The sequence below is a fragment of the Rufibacter ruber genome (assembly GCF_001647275.1).
GTDB lineage: Bacteria > Bacteroidota > Bacteroidia > Cytophagales > Hymenobacteraceae > Nibribacter > Nibribacter ruber_C.
The window spans coordinates 13,818-31,546 of record NZ_LRMM01000035.1 but is presented as its reverse complement, the minus strand read 5'-3'; the positions used below and the strand labels follow the sequence as shown (position 1 = coordinate 31,546).

14 protein-coding genes, 1 tRNA gene and 1 pseudogene are annotated in these 17,729 nt (G+C 51.4%); 12 read left to right on the top strand and 4 right to left on the bottom strand.

Annotated elements, in window-relative coordinates; all coding sequences use genetic code 11:
- Window positions 1–505 precede the first annotated feature (505 nt).
- The gene (locus A8O25_RS13820; protein ID WP_066835844.1) at window positions 506–2,326 is read left to right on the top strand and encodes a HAMP domain-containing histidine kinase; all 1,821 of its coding nucleotides are present in this window, start codon (window positions 506–508) and stop codon (window positions 2,324–2,326) included.
- Here the strand turns inward: A8O25_RS13820 and A8O25_RS22705 are convergent.
- On the bottom strand, window positions 2,310–2,762 hold the full coding sequence (locus A8O25_RS22705) for a TlpA family protein disulfide reductase (RefSeq protein ID WP_241499029.1): 453 nt from the start codon (window positions 2,760–2,762) through the stop codon (window positions 2,310–2,312). The two genes, A8O25_RS13820 and A8O25_RS22705, sit on opposite strands and share 17 nt — an antisense overlap.
- 503 nt (window positions 2,763–3,265) lie before the next feature.
- Window positions 3,266–3,339 (bottom strand) — tRNA-Met (locus A8O25_RS13810).
- 131 nt (window positions 3,340–3,470) lie between these two features.
- On the opposite strand from A8O25_RS13810, the gene A8O25_RS13805 reads away from it, so the two are divergent.
- The 9 genes and pseudogenes from A8O25_RS13805 (at window position 3,471) to bshB1 (ending at window position 12,263) form a co-directional block, all read left to right on the top strand.
- The gene (locus A8O25_RS13805; protein ID WP_066835843.1) at window positions 3,471–3,866 is read left to right on the top strand and encodes an START-like domain-containing protein; all 396 of its coding nucleotides are present in this window, start codon (window positions 3,471–3,473) and stop codon (window positions 3,864–3,866) included.
- A gap of 98 nt (window positions 3,867–3,964) precedes the next feature.
- The gene (locus A8O25_RS13800; RefSeq protein WP_066835842.1) at window positions 3,965–5,380 is read left to right on the top strand and encodes an LptF/LptG family permease; all 1,416 of its coding nucleotides are present in this window, start codon (window positions 3,965–3,967) and stop codon (window positions 5,378–5,380) included.
- Between the two features lie 113 nt (window positions 5,381–5,493).
- On the top strand, window positions 5,494–5,769 hold the full coding sequence (gene rpsO / locus A8O25_RS13795) for a 30S ribosomal protein S15 (protein WP_066835841.1): 276 nt from the start codon (window positions 5,494–5,496) through the stop codon (window positions 5,767–5,769).
- 137 nt (window positions 5,770–5,906) lie between these two features.
- Window positions 5,907–8,057, top strand: a complete 2,151-nt coding sequence (gene pnp / locus A8O25_RS13790) for a polyribonucleotide nucleotidyltransferase (RefSeq protein WP_066835840.1) — start codon at window positions 5,907–5,909, stop codon at window positions 8,055–8,057.
- A gap of 199 nt (window positions 8,058–8,256) precedes the next feature.
- A complete protein-coding gene (locus tag A8O25_RS13785) occupies window positions 8,257–9,120 on the top strand; it encodes a sigma-70 family RNA polymerase sigma factor (RefSeq protein ID WP_048920485.1) in 864 nt (287 codons plus the stop codon).
- Window positions 9,121–9,143: 23 nt separating this feature from the next.
- The gene (locus tag A8O25_RS22990) at window positions 9,144–9,419 is read left to right on the top strand and encodes a hypothetical protein (protein ID WP_153042751.1); all 276 of its coding nucleotides are present in this window, start codon (window positions 9,144–9,146) and stop codon (window positions 9,417–9,419) included.
- 3 nt (window positions 9,420–9,422) lie between these two features.
- Entirely contained in the window at window positions 9,423–10,367 is a 945-nt protein-coding gene (trxB, locus tag A8O25_RS13780) for a thioredoxin-disulfide reductase (protein WP_066835839.1), read from the top strand.
- Window positions 10,368–10,531: 164 nt separating this feature from the next.
- Entirely contained in the window at window positions 10,532–11,527 is a 996-nt protein-coding gene (locus A8O25_RS13775; RefSeq protein ID WP_241499028.1) for a peptidoglycan DD-metalloendopeptidase family protein, read from the top strand.
- An 8-nt stretch (window positions 11,528–11,535) separates the two neighbouring features.
- Window positions 11,536–12,263: pseudogene (gene bshB1 / locus A8O25_RS13770) on the top strand (bacillithiol biosynthesis deacetylase BshB1).
- Between the two features lie 529 nt (window positions 12,264–12,792).
- Here bshB1 and accC read toward each other — a convergent pair.
- Complete coding sequence (gene accC / locus A8O25_RS13765) at window positions 12,793–14,298, bottom strand: acetyl-CoA carboxylase biotin carboxylase subunit (RefSeq protein WP_066835877.1); 1,506 nt, start codon at window positions 14,296–14,298, stop codon at window positions 12,793–12,795.
- Window positions 14,299–14,509: 211 nt separating this feature from the next.
- Here accC and A8O25_RS13760 point away from each other — a divergent pair, with 211 nt between their 5' ends.
- Together A8O25_RS13760 and A8O25_RS13755 are read left to right on the top strand one after the other, a co-directional pair.
- Window positions 14,510–15,748 carry an aminotransferase class I/II-fold pyridoxal phosphate-dependent enzyme gene (locus A8O25_RS13760; RefSeq protein ID WP_066835837.1) on the top strand — a complete coding sequence of 413 codons (1,239 nt, stop codon included), beginning with the start codon at window positions 14,510–14,512 and terminating at the stop codon, window positions 15,746–15,748.
- 111 nt (window positions 15,749–15,859) lie between these two features.
- Complete coding sequence (locus A8O25_RS13755; RefSeq protein ID WP_066835836.1) at window positions 15,860–16,051, top strand: histone H1; 192 nt, start codon at window positions 15,860–15,862, stop codon at window positions 16,049–16,051.
- Window positions 16,052–16,253: 202 nt separating this feature from the next.
- On the opposite strand, the gene tyrS is transcribed toward A8O25_RS13755, so the two are convergent.
- Window positions 16,254–17,558, bottom strand: coding sequence for a tyrosine--tRNA ligase (gene tyrS / locus A8O25_RS13750; RefSeq protein WP_066835835.1), 1,305 nt, complete (start codon window positions 17,556–17,558; stop codon window positions 16,254–16,256).
- Between the last annotated feature and the right edge of the window lie 171 nt (window positions 17,559–17,729).

Here is a 17,729-nt window from a genome sequence, read left to right as displayed (position 1 = left end):
CTGTTTTCAGAAAAAGAGCCGCTAAACGGAAATCGGTGCTTGGTTGATACATCTTGTTCTCTGGAAAAGGTCTTTGGGGACAAGCGGTAATGGCGAGCAATCACCGCTTGCTAAGCTTGCCCAATAGGTCATTTCAAGAGGAAGCTGTTTAGAGTTTTCATATTAAAGTAAATGGACAGAAGTAAGTACACCTTCTCTTCTCGTTGTTATCCTAAAAGGATCTTAGGGAACAGTGGGCGAACGGTAATAACGTCTGAATAAAGCTTTACTAGTTCGCCCACTGTTCCCTAAGATCTTTCCAAGATGACAAAAGGTATGTCTTAATTTGTCCTACTACTTAATGTGATTCTGGCTGGCTTGCGTTTTTGGCCTGTTTTTCAGAAAACAGGCAAAAACGGAAATCTGAACTCTTGATGCATAAACGGCGCACGTGCACCCGGAACTAGCAAAATAGAAAACGCCGAACAGCTTCCATGATACATAACGTTGCCCTCATACATTCTACATGAAACTTAAAACCAAAATCCTGCTGGGGTATCTGGTGGTGCTGGCCCTGCTGCTGGGCCTGGGCAGTTACAACCTCTACAACCTCAGCCGCCTGGACCGCGCCGCGCAGAATATCCTCAAGGACAACCTGTATTCGGTGCAGCTGGGGCAGGAGATGAACAACGCCCTGAGCCATCTGCTGGTCACGCAGCAACAGGCCGTTTTCCTGAAAGCCGACTCCGTTGAGATTGCCGAAAGCACCCGCGCCGACCTCCAGCGTTTTGAGGCCAGTTTGCAAAGAGAGAGCGAAAACATCACGGAGCCAGGCGAACGGGAAACCGTGATGTCTATGCGGCAGACCTTCGCTGAGCTGAAGCGCTTGCTGCACACCTCGGCCGGAGTGCCGTCTGAGGCCTATTTTGTGACCGTGATGCCCAAGTACCAGTTGCTGCAGGACAAAATCCACCAGATGGTGAGTCTGAACACCGATGCCCTCCAACTCAAAAACCAGCAGGCGCAGGAAACCTCGCAACGGGTGTGGCAGTACACTTTGGCCTTGTTGGCCTGTAGCGTTTTGTTTGCGCTGGTGTTCTGTTTCAGTGTGCCCGAGGCTCTGACCCAGCCCATCCAGCAGCTCATCACCTCGCTGGAATACGTGGCCCAGCGGAACTTCTCCCAGACCTTGCCCATCAAAGGCAATGACGAGTTCGGGGCAGTGTCCAAGGTCTTTAACCAGATGCTGGTGCGCCTGCGCGAATACGAAAAATCGACCCTGTCTGAACTCATCACCGAGAAGAACCGCATCCAGTCCATCATCACCAACCTGGACGAAGCCATCATTTTACTAGATGCCGAAGGGAAAATCATTCTCGCCAACCCCGTGGCCTGTCGGTTGCTGGGCCTGCCCCCCGAAAAACTTATCGGCGCGAAAACCCAGGAGGTGGCCGCGCAGAATGATTTATTTAAGGAGCTGCTAAAAGGAATAGAGGACGGAAGCAGTGCCTCGCCGGAGGCGGTACTTTCCATCACCGATATGGGCGAAGAGGCGTACTACCGCAAATCAGTGTTTCAGGTGCTGGCCTACAATGAGGTCTTGGGCAAGCAGGAATTTGCGGGTTACATTCTCTCGCTGCGCAACGTGAGCGATTTCAAGAAACTGGACCAGGTCAAGTCTAACTTTCTGGCTACCGTCTCACATGAACTTAAAACCCCGCTGGCCTCCATCAACTATTCCCTCAAGCTGTTGCAGAACCAGCGCATTGGCGAAATGAATGACGAGCAGCAGCACCTGGTCGCCACCATCAAAACCGAGAACCAGCGCCTCCAGAAGATGGTCACCGAGCTGCTGGACGTGGCCCGCCTGGAGAACGGCAACATCCAGCTCAACATTGCCACCGCCAACGTAGCCGATATTGTGCAGTTTGCCGCCAACACCATCCAGCTCCAGCTCCGTGAGAAGAACATCCACCTGGAGATTTCCCTGCCGCCGCACTTGCCACCAGTGAAAGCCGATGTGGAGAAAACCTCCTGGGTGCTACTGAACCTCCTGAGCAACGCCATCCGCTACTCGGCCCAAAACGAAACCATTGTTTTATCGGCCAGCGAAGGCAAAGGAGCGGTGGTGGTGCGGGTGAAAGATAACGGGCCCGGCATAGAACCGCAGAACCATGAACGTATCTTCCAGCGTTTTGTGCAAGTTCCGGGAAAAGAAGCCTATAAAGGTGGTTCAGGTTTAGGCCTTTCCATCTCCCGCGAGTTCATCCAGACGCAGGGCGGCCGCATCTGGGTGGAGAGTGCCGTGGGGCAGGGGAGTACGTTTGGGTTTACTTTGCTGGTGTAAGAGGGTTTGTAGTTTTCTTGGCCAGCTTCAGGAGAAAATTGCGCATTTCAGGTGTGTCATATTCGGCCATTCCGCTTTGTTGGGCCACTATCTTGCCTTCGGGAGAAATAATGTAAGTGGAGGGAATAGACGGGCTGTTGAATTCTTCGGGTATCTGGCTGATGGGCAGGTAAACAGGAAACGTGAAGCCTTTCCTGGCGATGAATTTCTTCACCTTATCCAGGCCTTTTCGGTCTACAGACAGCATCACGAAGGCTATCTCCTCAGAGCCGACTTTTTCGTAGAGGCTCTGAATGTTAGGCATCTCGGCAATGCAAGGTGGGCACCAGGTCGCCCAGATGTTAAGGAAGATGACTTTTCCGCGGAGCGACTCAAAAGAAACAACTCTGCCCTCTACATCTTTCATCTCGAAACCGGCTCCCGCCTTCGAAGCCAAGGTAGATGTAGAAGATGCCGAGCTGGAACTGTATTCTCTACGGAAGGCACCTCAGCGTTTTTGAGGCCGGTGGCCAAAAGAAGGCGCTGCACCTGACCAATTACTTCCGTATGCAGGCCGGTGGCGTACAGCACCCCGATAATTGCCAACGTATAGACCCATCCCGGGATAGTTCTGAAGGAAAATTTATGTCTGTTCATATTCGTAGTTTAAAGGTGTTTTTCGGAAAAGAGGCCCAAAGCGCAATGGATCTTCAGGCGGCATTGATCCAGTTTTCGTGCAGGCACGTGAGGTAGGTATTTCGGGTATGGATTTTAAAGTACCTGCAGAAATAAAGTATGAGGGGACAGGCCATGAGCAGCAAACCCAATAAAGGATTGATTGGACGGGAATAATTTTGAATTTAAGACCAGCGGGGTGAAAAGCAAAGCAGCTGCGCACCAGAACTTTTTGGCATTTGGGGAGAAAAAGAAAACCCGCTTCATGTGCATGAAGCGGGTTTGTAGCGGGGAGCAGAATCGAACTGCCGACCTCAGGGTTATGAATCCTGCGCTCTAACCATCTGAGCTACCCCGCCGAATTGTGGTGCAAATGTAGGAGAAAGATTTAAAAATGCACAAACTTTTTTCTATAAAATATTTTCCTTTATTTGAGAAAGTGAATGAACCCAACCCTTACCTATACCCTTAACTTTAGCTCTCGAAACGCATGAGTAAAATAAAGTTTGTACGTGAATACCCTTTAAACGCCTCAGCCAAAATGATGTACCCGTACCTGAGCACTGCGTCGGGGCTGGGGCAGTGGCTGTGTGACCAGGCCATTCAAATGAATGACCGCGTGTTCAACCTGCGGTGGGATAACCAGGACCACCTGGCTGAAATGACGAGCCAACGGACAAATAAATCTGTGCGGTTTACCTTTCAGAACACCAACAAGGGCATACCGCATGACAACAGCTACATAGATTTTTCAATAGAGACCAGTGAGCTGACGCAGGAGCAATTTCTACGCATCATAGACTATACAGACGTAGGCGACGTTGAACAGTTAACCGAACTCTGGGACAACCTGGTTCAGAATTTGCGGGAGTTAATAGGCGGTTAGGCAGCCATATCCGCCGCTTTTCGTAAATTTGGCCACCTCCCCAGGATTTTTCCGGCTTCAATGCAAGACCGGCGCGGGAAACAGTGGCGCACTGGTACATGAAAAAATTAGATAAACTTATACTCAAGTCCTTCTTAGGGCCTTTTTTCCTCACGTTTGCTGTTGTTGAATTCATTCTGCTGCTGCAGGTCATTTTGAAGTACCTGGATGACCTGGTGGGGAAAAACCTGGGCGCTGATGTCATTGCCGAGCTGCTGTTCTATTTCAGTCTGAACCTGGCCCCAATGGCCTTCCCGCTGGCCATTCTTCTTTCGTCACTCATGACGTTTGGGAATCTGGGGGAGCACCATGAGCTCACGGCCATCAAAACCTCAGGAATTTCTTTGGTGCGCGCCTTGCGCCCGGTGTTTTTCTTTGCGGTACTCTTAACCATTGCCGCCTTCAACTTCCATAATACCATTGTTCCCAAAGCCAACCTACGCGCGTACAGCCTCATGTGGGACATAAGACAGAAAAAACCGGCTCTGGATATCAAGGCAGGGTCATTTTACAACGGGCTGCCCAACCGCAGCATCAAGGTGGGGAAGAAGTTTGAAGATGGCCAGACCATGAAAGACATCATGATCTATGACCATAGCAACGGGCAGGGCAACGCGGTGGTGGTGCTGGCAGACTCTGGCAAGATGTACACTAAGTTCAATGACCAGTATCTGGTCTTGGAGCTGTTCAACGGGAAGACCTTTGCCGAGGACCGTTCTGGCAACAACAATTATTCACAGGGCAGCGGTTATTTCAGGCAGGCTTTTTCCCAGAATAAAATCATGGTGAACCTGTCCAGCTTCCAGATGACCCGCAGTGACGCCCAGTACTTCGCTGACAATAAGATGATGAAGAACATCAATCAGCTGGTGCAGATCACTGACTCGTTAGAGAAGCAGGTAGGGCAGGAGACCAAACTGCTGGAGCCTAACATCAGGCCATACTATACCTACTTTGCCGCCAGCATGGCCAAAGACACGGCAAATGTCAAAGGCTTTAAGCTGGGCAAAAAACTGGCAGCTGCCAGTTTGCAGGAGGTGCAGTCTGCCACCAACGCTGCGCGTAATGTGAAGAGCTTTACCAGTTCGTACGCCTCGCGCCTGGCTAGCATACAGCGCGACAAGAACAACTATGAGATAGAGATTTACCGCAAGTTTACCCAGTCTTTGGCCTGCTTTATCATGTTCCTGATTGGGGCGCCGCTGGGGGCCATTATCCGGAAAGGCGGCCTGGGCATGCCAGTCATCATTTCTATTGCGTTCTTCATCATCTACTACGTGATGAGTATCCTGGGCGAGAAGTGGGGCCGGGAAGGGGTGGCGCCGGTGTGGCTGGGCATGTGGGCAGCCAATATGATCCTGCTGCCCGTGGGGTTGTTCTTCCTGTACCAGGCGCGCAATGATTCCAACCTGTTGGAGTTTGACTTCTGGCGGAAAATCACTGCCCGTTTCAGAAGGCCCGCCACCGCCCAGTGAAAGAGAAAGAATAGATTAAAATAAATTGAAAGGTTTGAATATTCGGCATTGTTGTCTATCTTTGCGCCTTATATTCTGAACTGCGATAAAAAAGACAAGTACAGTTACACGCAATGAAATTAACTACTGAAGCAAAAAAAGAGATCTTCCAAAACAACGGTTTTGCAAAATCAGCTACTGACACCGGTTCTGCTGAGTCTCAAATCGCTCTGTTTACGGCTCGTATCAATCACCTGACAGACCACCTGAAGACCCACAAGAAAGATTTTTCTACCCGTTTGGGTCTGTTGAAACTGGTTGGTAAGAGAAGAAGATTGCTGAACTACCTGACCAAAACCGACATTGAGCGCTACCGTGCTATTATCGCTGAATTAGGCATTCGTAAATAACATCTATAAAGGATTAGGGAATTCATTAACGGGATTCCCTAATCTTTTTTATTGCCTTTGCTTTCCCTTCTTTTAAGCGCCCTTGGCTCTCTGCCTCTGGGTGCCTTTTACTTTGATTGCATCTTATATCAAGACCGATGTCATACAACGCTATAAATAAAACCATCCGCATGGCCAATGGCCGTGATATTACCATTGAAACCGGCAAGCTTGCCAAACAGGCTGACGGTTCTGTGGTAGTGAAATGCGGAAACGCCATGCTGTTGGCCACTGTGGTTTCTAACAAAGAAGCCCGCGAAGGGGTTGACTTCCTTCCTCTTTCAGTTGACTATCAGGAAAAATTTGCCTCTTCCGGTAAAATACCGGGCGGTTTCCTGAAAAGAGAAGCCCGCCTTTCTGACTATGAAGTATTGATCAGCCGCCTGGTTGACCGTATTCTGCGGCCTATGTTCCCAGATGACTACCATGCTGAGACGCAGGTGATCATCAACCTGATCTCGGCCGACTCTGAAATCCTGCCAGATGCGTTAGCCGCCCTGGCTGCTTCTGCCGCCATCTCGGTTTCTGATATTCCGTTTAACGGCCCTATCTCTGAAGTGCGCGTGGCCCGCATTGACGGCCAGTTCCAGATCAACCCCTTGTTGTCTGACCTGGGCCGTGCTGATATTGACCTGATAGTGGGTGGTTCTGCTGACAGCGTAGCCATGGTAGAAGGCGAAATGAGCGAAGTATCTGAAGAAGACATGCTGGAGGCCATTCGCGTAGCGCATGAGGCCATCAAAGGCCAGGTGCAGGCGCAGGTGGAGCTGGCCCAGGAAGTGGGTAATACCACCAAGCGTACCTACAGCCATGAGACAAATGACCTGGAGCTGAAAGAGCGTATCTTCAAAGCAGTGTATGAGAAAGCGTATGCCGTTGCTGCCTCTGGTAACAATGTAAAAGCTCAGCGCAAAGACGCCTTCAAAGCCATCAAAGAAGAATTTGTGGCTTCCCTTCCGGAAGATCATACCTATGATTCAGCCTTAATTGGAAAGTATTTCCATGATGCTGAGAAAGAGGCCGTTCGTGATGTGGTGCTGAAAGAGCGCCGCCGTCTGGATGGCCGGGCCCTGGATGAGATCAGACCTATCTGGTCAGAAGTGAATTACCTGCCTTCTGCGCACGGTTCAGCCATCTTCACCCGCGGTGAAACTCAGTCTTTGACCACCGTTACGCTGGGAACCAAATTAGATGAGCAGATGATTGACGGGGCCATGTTCTCTGGCTACAACAAATTCATGCTGCACTACAACTTCCCTCCGTTCTCTACCGGTGAGGCGAAGCCTATGCGCGGCACTGGCCGCAGGGAGGTTGGGCACGGGAACCTGGCCATGCGTTCTTTGAAGAAAGTATTGCCCCCGGAAGATGAAAACCCCTACACCATCCGGATTGTTTCTGATATTCTGGAGTCAAACGGTTCTTCTTCTATGGCTACCGTATGTGCCGGAACCTTGGCGTTGATGGATGCCGGTATCCAAATCAAAGCACCGGTTTCTGGTATTGCCATGGGCTTGATCATGGACGAGGAGACTGGCAACTTTGCGGTTCTTTCTGACATCTTGGGTGATGAAGACCACCTGGGTGACATGGACTTTAAAGTAACCGGTACCTCAAAAGGAATCACCGCTTGCCAGATGGACATCAAGGTGAAAGGCCTTTCGTTTGAAATCCTGGGTCAGGCACTGGCACAGGCTAAAAACGGACGTCTGCACATCTTGGGTGAGATGAACAAAACCATCGCGCAGCCTAACGCAGACTTTAAGCCACATACACCGCGTTCTCAGAACATCATCATTGACAAAGAATTCATTGGTGCGGTGATTGGGCCAGGCGGTAAAGTGATCCAGCAGATTCAGCGTGACTCTGGTGCCACTATCCAGATTGAGGAGAAGAATGACAAAGGCTATGTGAACGTGTTCGCCACCAGCCAGGAGTCAATGCAGCAGGCGGTTTCTAAAATCAAAGCCATTGTGGCCGTGCCAGAAGTGGGCGAGGTGTACACTGGTAAAGTGAAATCAATTCAGCCGTATGGCGCGTTTGTGGAGTTCATGGCCGGTAAAGACGGTTTGCTGCACATCTCTGAAGTGAAGTGGGAGCGTCTTGAAAGCATGGAAGGCGTGTTGGAACTGGGTGAGGAAATCCAGGTGAAACTGGTTGACATTGACCCTAAGACCGGTAAGTTCAAGCTTTCCCGCAAAGCCTTGTTGCCTAAGCCTGAGCGCAAAGAGGCGGCAACTGGCAACGAATAGCCTTTTATACATCTAAACCCAGCCAAACCCGTTTCATGAGAAAAGGACTGGCTGGGTTTTGAGGCTATTTTTGAAAAATAAGGCCAGAAACAGAAGGAGTTGGCGCGCGTTTTCATTAAATGAGAACTTTTGGAGCCGGGGAAGGTGTTATCCCACCAGACCTACTTACACAGATACACATAGTTAGACATACACTCCAATGAGACAGCTGAAAATAAGCAAGCAGATTACCAACCGTGAAAGCCAGTCCCTTGACAAGTATTTACAGGAGATTGGTAAGGTAGACCTGCTCACCCCAGACGAGGAGGTAACGCTTGCCCAGCGCATACGTGAAGGCGACCAGTTCGCCCTCGAAAAATTAACCAAGGCCAACCTGCGCTTCGTGGTGTCGGTGGCCAAGCAGTACCAGAACCAGGGGCTTTCCTTAGGTGACTTGATCAATGAAGGCAACCTGGGCTTGATCAAAGCTGCTAAGCGTTTTGACGAAACCCGTGGTTTTAAATTTATCTCTTACGCCGTTTGGTGGATTCGTCAGTCTATTCTGCAGGCCTTGGCCGAGCAGTCAAGAATTGTGCGTCTGCCGTTGAACCGCGTAGGTTCTTTGAACAAAATCTCCAAGTCTTTCTCTGAGCTGGAGCAGAAGTTTGAGCGCGAGCCGTCACCAGAAGAGATTGCCGAAGTATTGGAGTTGACCACCGCTGAAGTGGTAGACACCCTGAAAATCTCCGGCCGCCACGTGTCAGTAGATGCGCCTTTCGTGCAAGGCGAAGAAAACCGCCTGCTGGACGTGCTGGAAAACGAAGACGAAGAATCACCGGATACAGGCCTGATGAACGACTCCCTGCGCAAAGAAGTGCAGCGTGCCCTTTCTACCTTGACTAAGCGGGAAGCAGATGTGATTACCCTTTACTTCGGGTTGAACGGAGAGCATTCCCTGACCTTGGAAGAAATTGGTGAGAAATTCAACCTGACCCGTGAGCGCGTGCGCCAGATCAAAGAAAAAGCTATTCGCCGGTTACGTCATACGTCCCGCAGCAAAGCATTGAAACCGTATTTGGGTTAGTCTATACTTACCTTTAAAAAGCCTTGGTGAACCACCAGGGCTTTTTTGTTTTCGGCCTGTTTTGGCCAAAACAGGCGAAAACAGATAATATAAAACTAGCAGCTGGCCAGTTTTTCTGGTTGTACAGACATATTTATCAAAGCGCCAGAATCTTTTTACTTCAAACAGAAACAGACTCAAATCCTGTGGCAAACGCCGTGGCAGTGGTTGCCTGCGGGAAAGCACCTGCACCGGTCAGCCCTCATCCGCCCAGGTCAATGAATTTATTTGTAATATTGCACTCCCAAAATCTTACTTGATATATGGAAAATCAGAATGAGCGCGTGAAGTGTTTAATTATAGGTTCCGGCCCCGCCGGATACACGGCCGCCATTTATGCCTCCCGTGCCGGACTGAAGCCGGTGATGTACCAAGGCCTGCAACCCGGTGGTCAGCTGACCATTACCAATGATGTAGAGAACTACCCAGGATATCCGCAGGGCGTGAATGGCCCGCAAATGATGGAAGATTTCAAGCAGCAGGCTGAGCGCTTCGGGGCAGATATACGCTACGGCATTGCCACCAGCGTAGATTTCTCAGGCAAGCCGCACAAAGTAACCATAGATGAGCAGAAAACCATTGAAGCCGACACCGTGATCATTGCCACCGGGGCGTCTGCCAAATGGCTGGGGCTGGAGTCAGAGGCGCGCCTGAACGGGAGCGGGGTTTCGGCGTGCGCCGTATGTGACGGGTTCTTCTACCGCGGCCAGGAAGTGGCCATTGTAGGCGCCGGTGACACCGCCTGCGAAGAAGCCCATTACCTTTCTAACCTGTGCTCCAAAGTGTACATGATTGTACGCCGTGATGAGATGCGCGCCTCTACCATCATGCAGAACCGTGTTAAAAATACGCCCAACATTGAAATCCTCTGGAACAGCATCACAGATGAGATTCTGGGCGAGCATGGCGTGGAAGGGGTTCGCCTGAAAGACACCAACACCGGTGAAACCAGGGAGATTGCCGTGAAAGGGTTCTTTGTGGCCATAGGCCATGAGCCAAACTCAAAGATCTTCCAGCCTTACCTGGAGCATGACGCCAGCGGTTACCTGAAAACCATACCGGGTACCTCTAAAACCAATGTTGATGGCGTGTTCGCCTGCGGCGATGTGCAGGACAACGTGTACCGGCAGGCCGTGACCGCCGCCGGCACCGGCTGTATGGCCGCCCTGGACGCTGAACGGTACCTGGCCTCAATGGAGGTGCATTAAGAAATGTAGAAGAACAAGCCGCCATTCAACTGCCCAAGGCAATAAAATGACGGCTTGTTCAGTTTTAAAACCGAGTCTGGACCGCACCAGGCGTTGGTGATTAATCAGATTAAATGCTGCTGAAAAAAATAACTTTCTTTCTTCTGCTTTGCATCTGTACCCTGTTGGGGTTTACGGCACAGGCGCAGAAGAAGGCGAAAAAAGACCTGTTCAAAGTAAAAGCCCCCAAAATCAAATACGTGAAGCCTGACACCACCGTGCTGATCAAGCACGAGGAGATTCAGGACGGGGACCCAAAGAGCCGTGGCGCCTTCAGCCCAATTAAAAAGCTCTCTATTGTAAGCGAAGACACCAGCTCCCTTGACCTGGGGGAGCAAAGCATTGTGGAGATGTCTGAGGAGATACAGATGGATGACAGTGTATGGGTGAAGATTGCCGGCTACTACGCCATCTGGGACACGCACAACATTAACCCGTACCGCAAAGACGGGCGCCAGATCAAAGACACCATTGACCTCAAGCTCTTTGATGAAAACCACCCGTACAAGATGCCACTGGTGAAAACCCCCATTACCTCAGATTTCGGGTTCAGGGGCTACCGCTGGCATTACGGCACTGACCTGGACCTGGATACCGGCGACTCAGTGAAAGCCGCGTTTGACGGTGTTATCAGAATCTCCAAATGGGACGGCGGCGGCTACGGCAATTACTTGGTGGTGCGCCACGTAAACGGCCTGGAGACGCTGTACGGCCACCTGAGCAAACCGGTAGCCAAAGTTGGCCAGTATGTGAAAGCGGGGGAGCTGATTGGCTGGGGCGGAAGCACCGGACGCAGCTCGGGTCCGCACCTGCATTATGAGGTGCGCTATGAAGGCAACCCCATTGACCCGGAGGAACTGTACGACTTCCCAGACTATCTTCTGAAAGGGGAGAGCTTCCAGGTGACATCGGCGCTGTTCAATTATTACAACCGGGCAAAGAAAAAAGGTTCCTCATCAGCCAGCCGGGCAAGAAGGACCGTGTACCATACGGTGAGAAGCGGAGACGTGCTGGGCAGCATTGCCCGCAAGTATGGCGTGTCAGTTTCCCAGATCACCCGCCTGAACCGCATCACCACCAGAACTACCTTAAAATTAGGCCGAAGGCTGCGCATCAAATAACCTTGTCCATGAAACTTGACATTTTAGCATTTGCCTCGCACCCAGATGACGCAGAATTAGGTTGTGTAGGAACCCTGCTGGCGCACAAAGCCCAAGGCAAGAAGGTTGGCATTGTAGATTTAACGCGCGGCGAGCTGGGCACCCGGGGCACCCCCGAGACCCGCGCTCGGGAATCTGAGGCGTCTACCCAGATTTTGGGGCTGGATGCGCGGGAGAATCTGGGCTTAGCTGATGGATTTTTCCGGAACGACGAAGCCCACCAGCGCAAGGTAATTGCCGCCCTGCGGAAATACCGCCCGGAGATTGTGCTCATGAACGCCATTTATGACCGTCACCCAGACCACGGCCGCGGAAGCCAGCTGGTCTCAGAGTCCTGCTTCCTGGCGGCCTAAGGCAAATTAAAACCCAGGATGAGAACGGGCGGGAGCAGGAGGCCTGGCGACCCAAAGCCGTGTACCATTACATTCAGGACAGGCTCATTGCCCCAGATCTGGTGGTAGACATCACTGCGCACTGGGAGAAGAAGGTACAGGCGATCTACGCGTTCAACAGCCAGTTCCATACCCCAGACACCAAGAATTCAGATGAGCCGGCCACCTATATCTCCTCGCCTGACTTCATTAGGTTCATTGAAGCCAGAGCCATGGAGTTTGGGCATTCCATAGGCGTAACCTACGGTGAAGGCTTCACTAAAGAACGGAACCTGGGGGTGAGGAATTTGTTTGACCTGATCTAATGCTCACTGCCTTCATCCCAAGATCTCCTTCGCATCTTACCTGGTGCGGGGGAGTTCTGTTTTTGGCCTGTTTTGGCCAAAACAAGCCAAAAACGCAACTGCGGCATACCCGTCACCTGTAGGGACGGCAGGGTGAGGGAGCCGCGATTCAATTGGCAGTGGCTACAGTTACTGGTTCAGACACCCGCAGGTCTAAAGACACGGCGGGATCCTGTGCAGATTGTTGATGATTTTGAGATGCAGCCGTGAGACGAATGCCTCATGGCCAACTGTGCGGCGGGTGGCCAGACACCCCGTGAACCACCTGAAGAAATTAGGGAGTATGGAGACTCCAACCACTCCTTGGCGCTAGTCTGGTGAGCCGCGGCAGAGGATACTTGTATCAGTTACCCTGTTCTGAAAATACAGGTGCTCCAGATAGTCCTGCTTCTAATAAAAAGCCCTCACAGGTTTTCAAAACCTGTGAAGGCTAACGCTCATCTGTTTTTGGGCTGTTTTCAGAAAATGATGCTAAAAACAGAAAAGGTGTTTATTTCAACCTATTCCGTCTCCATTCAGAAACGCCCGAGGCGGGGGCTGCATTTGGGGTTGTGCCAGTGGTTGCTTTGGCCTGGCCGGCAAAGATAGCCGCGAGAACGGCGGCCAGTTCCTCTTCCTCCTGCGAGGGCGTTGCTTTCAGGACTGAAGGGTCTTTGAAATAGCGCTCAATGAATTTGGTGTCAAAGTTCCCGCTCCGGAAGGCCTCATGCTCCATGACAAACTTCCCGAAGGGCAGCGTTGTCTCAATGCCGGTGATCTGGTACTCGTCAATGGCTCTGATCATTTTCTCTATGGCCTCCTGCCGGTCTTTGCCAAAAGTCACCAGCTTGGCAATCATGGGGTCATAATAGATGGGGATCTCCATGCCTTCCTCAAACCCGTCATCTACGCGCACCCCCAACCCCTGCGGGCGCTTATAGGTGGTGAGGGTTCCAATGTCAGGGAGGAAGTTGTTGGCAGGGTCTTCAGCGTACACCCTTAGCTCCAGGGCGTGGCCGTAAATGGCCAGGTCTTCTTGCGAGAAGGAGAGAGGCTCGCCCTGGGCAATCTTGATTTGCTCCTTCACCAGGTCAAGCCCGGTGATCTGCTCCGTTACCGGGTGCTCCACCTGCAGGCGGGTATTCATCTCCAGAAAGTAGAAGTTCAGGTTTTCATCTAGCAGAAACTCTACGGTACCGGCCCCTTTGTACTGGCAGGCCTTGGCTACGTCTACCGCGCAACGGCCCATCTCAGCGCGCAACTCCGGGGTGAGAACAGCTGAAGGGGCTTCCTCCACCACTTTCTGGTGGCGGCGCTGGATAGAACACTCCCGCTCAAACAAGTGCACTATGTTGCCGTGGGTGTCGCCAAGTACCTGAATTTCAATATGGCGGGGCGAGCCAATGTATTTCTCTATAAAAACAGAGCCATCGCCGAAGGCGGAGGTGGCCTCGCTTACCGCCAGTTTCATCTGTTCTTCAAACTCTGCCACGTTCTCTACCACGCGCATGCCTTTTCCGCCGCCCCCGGCGCTGGCTTTGATCAGGATTGGGAACCCAATCTGGCTGGCTATGTTTTTGGCCTCCTCCACATCACTGATGGCGCCTTCTGTGCCGGGCACCATGGGTATGTTATACTGGGCCACAGCGGCTTTAGCGGCCAATTTGCTGCCCATGAGCTCAATAGCGTAGGGGGAGGGGCCAATAAAGGTGATGCCTGCGTCTTCTACCATCTGGGCAAAGCCCGCATTCTCAGACAGGAAGCCGTAACCGGGGTGTACAGCGTCTACGCCCAGTCTTTTGCAGGTCTCCAGAATTACCTCAGCCCGTAGATAAGACGCGCTGGAGGCCGGCGGACCCACGCACACGGCCTCATCTGCAAAGCGTACATGCAGGGCCTGGCGGTCAGCCTCAGAGTAAATGGCTACCGTTTTAATCCCCATTTCACGGGCGCTGCGCATCACCCTGAGGGCAATCTCGCCTCTGTTGGCAACCAGAATCTTATTTATTTTTTTCATGTGGCGGAGGTTCATCAATTGGTACTCCAAAGAAACAGTATTCAGGGCAAACATAAAAACTGGTTTAAAATAAGCTAGCTTCTAAAGGATTGGCTTTGTATTTGCAGGAGATCAATGTAAATTTGCGCGTCTGCCTGGTTTCTTTTTAAGAAATTTTTGTAGACTTTTAAAGTTCTGACCATCTTATTATTACCGCCTTAACCTTACTAAAGTGGATTTATTTGAAAAGTTTTTGGCCAACCGCGGACCGCTTGGCAGCCATTCTCATTATGCCCATGGTTACTTCACCTTCCCAAAACTGGAGGGGGAGATTGCGCCGCGTATGGTTTTCAGGGGAAAAGAAGTTTTAACGTGGAGTTTGAACAACTACCTGGGCCTGGCCAACCACCCCGAAGTTAGAAGAGTTGACGCTGAAGCAGCCGCCCAATGGGGCATGGCTACGCCCATGGGGGCACGCATCATGTCTGGGAACACCAACTACCATGAGCAGTTGGAGAATGAGCTGGCAGCGTTTGTGCAGAAGCCTTCTGCCCTGTTGCTGAACTTTGGGTACCAAGGGGTAGTGTCTATCATTGATTCACTCGTAAGCCGCCATGATGTGATTGTGTATGACGCTGAGTCTCACGCCTGCATCATTGACGGGGTGCGCTTGCACCAGGGGAAGCGGTTTGTGTACACGCACAACAACATGGAAAGCCTGGAGAAGCAACTGCAGCGCGCCACTAAAATGACCCAGGAAACCGGCGGTGGAATTCTGGTGATCACAGAGGGCGTGTTTGGCATGAGCGGTAACCTGGGCAAGCTGAAAGAAGTGGTGGCCCTGAAAGAGAAATTCCAGTTCAGGCTGTTGGTAGATGACGCCCACGGTTTCGGGACTATGGGCGAAACGGGTGCCGGTACCGGCGAGCACCTCGGGATCCAGGACGGGATTGACGTGTATTTCTCTACGTTTGCCAAGTCAATGGCCAGCATTGGGGCATTTGTGGCCGGTGAGCAGTACGTGATTGACTACCTGCGCTACAACATGCGCTCGCAGATCTTTGCCAAATCCCTGCCTATGCCGCTGGTGATGGGTGCCCTCAAGCGTCTGGAACTGCTGCGTAACCAGCCAGAGTTGAAAGAAAACCTCTGGAAGGTGGTGCGCGCCCTGCAGTCTGGGCTGCGGGAGAAAGGCTTCAACATTGGCACCACGGAGTCTCCTGTGACTCCGGTGTTGCTCAACGGCCAGATTCCAGATGCCACCTCCCTTACGCTGGACCTGCGTGAGAACTACAGCATCTTCTGTTCAATTGTGGTGTATCCGGTGGTACCCAAAGATGTGATTATGTTGCGTTTGATCCCAACTGCATCTCATACCCTGGAAGATGTGGCTGAGACCATTGCCGCCTTTGAGGCCGTGGCCGCCAAATTGGATAAAGGACTTTATACTAAAACTACGGTAGAAGTCTAGAAACGGCATTTACTAATAAAATAATACAAACGCACTTTTTTTTGCACCTTATTTTATAATTCCTATATTAGAGCCATTAAACGAAATGTTAAACCTTTAAAACAAGCTCTAATGAACAATTTTTCTAAGATTAAGGATCTGGTTCTCTCTCTGGAAGGTGACTTTGAGAAATTCTATGACAAAGGGAACTCAGCAGCCGGAACTCGTGTGAGAAAAGGCATGCAAGATCTGAAAAACATGGCTCAGGACATCCGTAAGGAGGTTCAGGACATGAAAAACAGCCAGGACGCTGACAAAAAATAAGTTGCTTGTATAAAGATGATACTGAAAAGGTGGGCTGTTGAGGCCCGCCTTTTTTATTGCCCCTGAAATAGCATTGCTCCAAGTTTACTCCTTTTCTGTTTTTGGGCTGTTTTTCAGAAAACAGCCCAAAAACAGAAATCCCCCGTGGTTTCTCAGCCATTGGCTTTAGAAACCACGGGGGATTCTTTAACGGTGTCTGACTCTATTCGGCTTTCACCAGGTAGTAGTTTTTCTTGCCTTTCTGCACGACCAGGTACTTGCCCTGCAGCAGATCAGTGGTCACCGCTTCCTCTGGCCGCGCCACCTTCTGGCGGTTGATGCTCACCCCGCCGTTCTGGATCATTTTCTTGGCCTCACCTTTAGAGGCGAAGATCTCAGCGTTGGTCAGTTCAGACAGGAAGTCTACGGCATTGGCGGTAGTGGCCAGGGCATCTTTAGAAACGGTGATCTGGGGCACGCCCTCAAACACGGCCAGCAAAGTATCTTCCTTCAAGTTACGAAGGGTTTCCAAATCGCCTTTCCCAAACAGGATCTCAGAAGCCTCTACCGCGCTTTCATACTCCTCAGCAGAGTGCACGGTGGTGGTGACTTCTTTGGCCAGGGCTTTCTGCAGTACGCGCAGGTGCGGCGCCTGCTGGTGTTCTTCAGTGATTCTGGCAATCTCATCCTGCGGAAGCAGGGTGTACACCTTAATCAATTTGGCGGCTTCTTCATCGGCCAGATTCAGCCAGAACTGGTAGAACTTGTACGGCGAGGTCATCTCTGGGTCCAGCCAGATGTTGCCGCCCTCAGATTTGCCAAATTTGGTTCCGTCTGCCTTGGTCACCAGCTTGCCCACCAGGGCAAACGCCTTGCCGCCGTCCATCCGTCTAATCAGTTCGGTGCCGGTGGTGATGTTGCCCCACTGGTCAGAGGCTCCCATCTGCAGCCGCACGTTCTTGTGCTTGTACAGGTGGTAGAAGTCGTAACCTTGCAGCAGTTGGTATGAGAACTCGGTGAAAGAAAGCCCCTCGGCGGCGTTGTCGCCCTCCTGGGCATTGATTCGGTTCTTCACCGAGTCTTTCTTCATCATGTAGTTCACCGTGAGGTGCTTGCCCACATCGCGCAGAAAACCCAGGAAGCTGAACTCCTTGAACCAGTCATAGTTGTTCACAATCTCAGCTGAGTTCTGGGCCCCGTCAAAGTGCAGGAACTTCTCCAGCTGCTTTCTGATGCCTTCCTGGTTCGCGCGCAGCACCTCTTCAGACAACAGGTTCCGCTCTGCGGATTTCCCCGAAGGGTCCCCAATCATACCCGTGGCCCCGCCCACCAGCGCTACGGGCTTGTGGCCGGCGCGCTGCAGGTGCACTAATAACATAATGGTGGCCAGGTTGCCTATGTGCAGGGAAGACGCGGTAGGGTCAAAACCGATATAGCCGGTGGTCATACCGGAAGCCAATTGTTCCTCAGTGCCCGGCATAAAATCGTGGAGCATTCCGCGCCAACGTAGTTCTTCAATCAAATTCATGAAATCATCTGTTTTACTGCGGCAAAGGTATCAAATTAGTTTTTAGTTGGTAGTTGTTCGTTCTTAGTTTCAAGAGAACCCATGTGCGTTTTGGGGCTGTTTTCCAGAAAAGAGGCCCAAAACGCAAAGTTGCACATGGCAGGACTTTAGGAATTTAAGAAGATTCTGTGC